Annotated in this window: 5 protein-coding genes; 3 read left to right on the forward strand and 2 right to left on the reverse strand. The window is 49.4% G+C overall.

The window, feature by feature from the left end:
• The first annotated feature begins 99 nt into the window (after nucleotides 1–99).
• Nucleotides 100–474, forward strand: a complete 375-nt coding sequence (locus Q0294_RS10540; RefSeq protein WP_299464532.1) for a DUF5658 family protein — start codon at nucleotides 100–102, stop codon at nucleotides 472–474.
• 24 nt (nucleotides 475–498) lie between these two features.
• On the opposite strand, the gene Q0294_RS10545 is transcribed toward Q0294_RS10540, so the two are convergent.
• The gene (locus tag Q0294_RS10545; RefSeq protein ID WP_299464535.1) at nucleotides 499–1,230 is read right to left on the reverse strand and encodes an RsmE family RNA methyltransferase; all 732 of its coding nucleotides are present in this window, start codon (nucleotides 1,228–1,230) and stop codon (nucleotides 499–501) included.
• 266 nt (nucleotides 1,231–1,496) lie between these two features.
• Between Q0294_RS10545 and Q0294_RS10550 the strand changes: the two genes are divergently transcribed.
• Complete coding sequence (locus Q0294_RS10550) at nucleotides 1,497–2,333, forward strand: AAA family ATPase (protein ID WP_299464538.1); 837 nt, start codon at nucleotides 1,497–1,499, stop codon at nucleotides 2,331–2,333.
• 51 nt (nucleotides 2,334–2,384) lie between these two features.
• A complete protein-coding gene (locus Q0294_RS10555; protein ID WP_299464541.1) occupies nucleotides 2,385–3,080 on the forward strand; it encodes an HAD family hydrolase in 696 nt (231 codons plus the stop codon).
• Here Q0294_RS10555 and Q0294_RS10560 read toward each other — a convergent pair.
• Nucleotides 3,077–3,762 (reverse strand): SOS response-associated peptidase (locus Q0294_RS10560; protein WP_299464544.1); only part of this gene is annotated, 686 nt, incomplete at its 5' end. The genes Q0294_RS10555 and Q0294_RS10560 overlap by 4 nt on opposite strands.

Consider the following 3,762-nt stretch of genomic DNA (forward strand, 5'->3'; position numbering starts at 1 on the left):
AACCCAAAGAAGCGATTCCCGGTTATATTGATCAACTGCGCAAACTGGTTTAGCGGTAATTCAAATAGACTTCCGTCTTTGATCAAATGAGAAGCTGTCATGGAAGAAACGCCGTCTGAATCCGAAGAAAAAAACCGTCCCTTCTGGACTCATCAACTGCCGCTGGAGCGCGAGACATGCGTCTTTATTCTCGTTAATGCGCTGGATGTTTTTATGACTTATCTGCTGCTGGTAACGGGGCATTTCGTTGAGTCGAATCAGATCGCGAACTTCTTTCTTGCCAGATGGGGTATTAAAGGCATGGTCTACTTTAAATTCGGGCTGGTCGCGGTGGTAACGATGATCGCACAAATCGTTGCCAGGAAGAAATTCACGACGGGGCGCAATTTATTGAATTTTGGCTCAGTGGTTGTCGCAGGCGTCGTCATTTACAGTGTTGCACTCTTTATCCGATCGGGTCACCTGTTTGGCTGATTCGAATTCAAGTTGGTCAACACATCACTCAGTCTGGTTGAGGGCAAGGCAAACCAGTCCGGCGAATAAGATTGCCGCGGTTTCGATCCGCAAAATGCCCTCACTCAGTTTGACCGACTTCGCTCCTGTTTCTATTGCCGATTGAAGCTCCTCGGGAGAGAAGCCTCCTTCCGGGCCAATCAGCAGAATGACAGGGCTCGCGACAGAATCAGTAAAACTCCGGCTGAAAAGATCCAGCGCACTCCCACCCGGATCCGCAATCAAGATGCGATGATCAGACTGACAGCACTCTGCTAAAAAATCGTCCCACTTCTGCTGAGGCGCTAATTCCATCAATCGGGTCTGGCCGGACTGTTTTGCTGCCGCCACAATCGTTTGTTGTAATTTTTTCAAACGATTCTCTCCTGGATCAACGCTGCTGCGTTCCGTGATGAGAGGCACCAATCGGGTGACCCCCAGCTCCGCGGCTTTTTCAACCAGCCAGCGAAACCGGTCTCCTTTGGGGACTGCGGTTGCTAAAATCACAGGAACCTGAGTGCTCGCCTGTATTTCCCGTCGTTCGGTGATCTTGATTTCCACCGTTTTTCGTGAAGTTTTTGCGATCACCGCTTCTGCTTCGGCCCCCGTTCCATTAAATATCAGCACGGAGTCGCCCGCCTGCATACGTAAAACATGCAGCAAATGATGGGCTTCGCTCCCCTCCAGAAGCAACTGGTCCGAGTCGAAAGAACCTTCAAAGTAAAATCGGTGTGGCATTAAATATTCTCGAGCGGGGCGGAATCAGAAAAACTTTAAGCTCTTCAAAGTACGTAAGTTGAAAAAAAAAGAATACACAAGCGGGGTTCGGTCATGATGATGGCACTGAATGACCGATTTTAACCATAGGGGAGGCTTCCCATCAACGGCCCTGATCGTGATGCCCCCTTCTATGGATGGTATCTCGTTCTTTGTGCGTTCTGCAAGTAGCAGAGAATTTGAACAGGTAGGTTCGAACCCAATATTCAACAGGTCAAAAAAGAATCATGTATTACGATTTCTGGAATTTGACACAAGCTCCTTTCCATCAGCAACTGGACCTGGAATACTTTTTCGAAAGTGAATTCCACGAAGAAGCATTAGCGCGGTTATTGTTTGTGGCCGATGAGCAAAAAAAATGCGCCATCTTCACAGGGCCATCCGGCACCGGTAAGACACTCACCCTCAGAGTCGTGCAGCATTTATTGAAACGAAGTCCTTACCAGTGTGAATATCTTGATTTGTTTGGCGTGGGAGAAGAAGAATTTCTCTGGCAGTTATGTGCACAGTTACGTCTGGGACCATCCCATACGACGCAGCTGCCTCAACTGTGGCGGCAACTGACAGATTACCTGACCGGTTTGCAGTTGACTCAGAATCGCGTAATCCTGCTGCTGGACCATGTCGATCAGTGTCGTCCTGAATGTATCAAAACGATAGAACGCCTGATACATACGGGAAACCAGCAATTTCCTTCTTTGGCCATCGTGCCGGCGTTTGAGAAACTGAATTCCGAGTCGGCGACTACCGTTTCCCGTTTATCAGATCTGTCTATCGAACTCGCACAGTTCGACCAGGAGACCACTGAAAACTACATTCGGCACCGCCTGAGCCTTGCGGGATGTTCAGATCCCGTCTTTAATGATGGCGCCTTTAAGAAAATTCACAAGACTTCCAGCGGCATACCGGAAAAAATCAATCAGATTTGTGATCTGGCATTGCTGGCGGGATACGAGCAAAACCTGCTGGAAATCGATGCGGATGTAATCGCAAGAGCAGGTCATGAAATAAAAGGTGCTCCTCTCTCGACAAACCGCATTTCCGAAGTTATTCACGGTGTATAGAATAGCGGGTGGAACACCCCACTCGCTTCACCTTTGAATTATTGGCGCAAAATGCATATTTGTCTGTTCGATATTGACGGCACATTAATCGATACCGGTGGCGCCGGTCAACGATCCATTCTGCATATGCTGGAAGAAGAGTTCCAGGTCTCCGCGCCCGTCGAAGGCATTCCGACAGCCGGTCGAACCGACCATGCGATCATGGTGGACCTCTTCAAATACTTTGACATTCCGAATACGATTCAGAATCGGAAACGATTTGAGACCGGTTATCTCAAACTGCTTGCTGAAAAACTGAAAGAGCAGCAAGGCCGCGTGCTGCCGGGCATTCAAGCGATTCTGGAAACGCTGTCTCAGCAGGCTCATATTGACCTCGGTCTGCTCACCGGGAATTTTGAACATGGTGCCCGGCAGAAACTGGAGCACTATGAATTGAATCGTTTTTTTGACTTCGGCGCGTATGGTGATTTTCACGCAGACCGCAACGACGTGGCCCAGGAAGCATTGAAGCAGATTCAACAGCGTCACACTTCTGAATCACTGGCAGACACGTCCATCTGGGTAATTGGAGATACTCCCAGTGATATCCATTGTGCCCGTGCGATTGGCGCCAACGTGATTGCTGTCGCTACCGGAGTTTATTCTCTGGAAGAACTCAAGGCCTGTGAACCGGATTATCTGTTTGCTCATTTTGAAGAGACGGAACCTGTTCTCGCACTCTTCCAGTCAGCAGAAAAAACCGCTTAAAACAGAGTTTTCTGTTCTGAAACCGGCGTAATACATTCTGGCGAATCATGGGCGACTTGATTCACATACGAACTGACGGGGAACACTCGCATCTCTTCTGCAGGGAAAGTCTGCAGCAACCGCTCCAGTTGCGGCAGGGGTGTCGTATCGGGACTCAGCCAACGGTCATACTGGTAGGGACGCAGAATGACGGGCATGCGGGGGTGAATGGTTTCCAGCAGCGCATTGGCGGCAGTCGTCAACACCGAGCAGGTTTCCAGTTCCGTTCCATCTGGGCTTGACCACTGCTCCCAGATGCCCGCCATCGCAAATAAAGGCTCATCGGTTAAGCGAACGCACATGGCTTGTTTAGAGCGATTTCCCGCACTCTTCCACTCATAAAACCCATTGGCGGGTATGAGACACCTGCGATAGCGAAATGCATTTTTAAAAGCCGGCTTTGTCCCCGCCGTTTCGGAACGGGCATTAATCATCGCCTGCCCCGGCGCGGGATTTTTTAACCAGCCAGGAATCAGTCCCCACTGAAAATGGTTGGCATGGATACCGTTTTGACCATTTGTGATTGCCAGCACAGGCTGCGCAGGTGCAATATTGAAACGGGGAGAGATCCGAGGAAAACTGACCATGCGGAATAATCTCATTATCTCTTCATCAGGTGAAAATAAGAAAAACCGTGCACACA

This window comes from uncultured Gimesia sp. (assembly GCF_937919775.1).
Classification (GTDB): Bacteria; Planctomycetota; Planctomycetia; order Planctomycetales; family Planctomycetaceae; genus Gimesia.

Bases quoted from the DNA above. Each gene is read 5' to 3' on its own strand.
- Q0294_RS10540 (WP_299464532.1), top strand. From the start codon at position 100: ATGGAAGAAACGCCGTCTGAATCCGAAGAAAAAAACCGTCCCTTCTGG.
- Q0294_RS10545 (WP_299464535.1), bottom strand. From the start codon at position 1,230: ATGCCACACCGATTTTACTTTGAAGGTTCTTTCGACTCGGACCAGTTG.
- Q0294_RS10550 (WP_299464538.1), top strand. From the start codon at position 1,497: ATGTATTACGATTTCTGGAATTTGACACAAGCTCCTTTCCATCAGCAA.
- Q0294_RS10555 (WP_299464541.1), top strand. From the start codon at position 2,385: ATGCATATTTGTCTGTTCGATATTGACGGCACATTAATCGATACCGGT.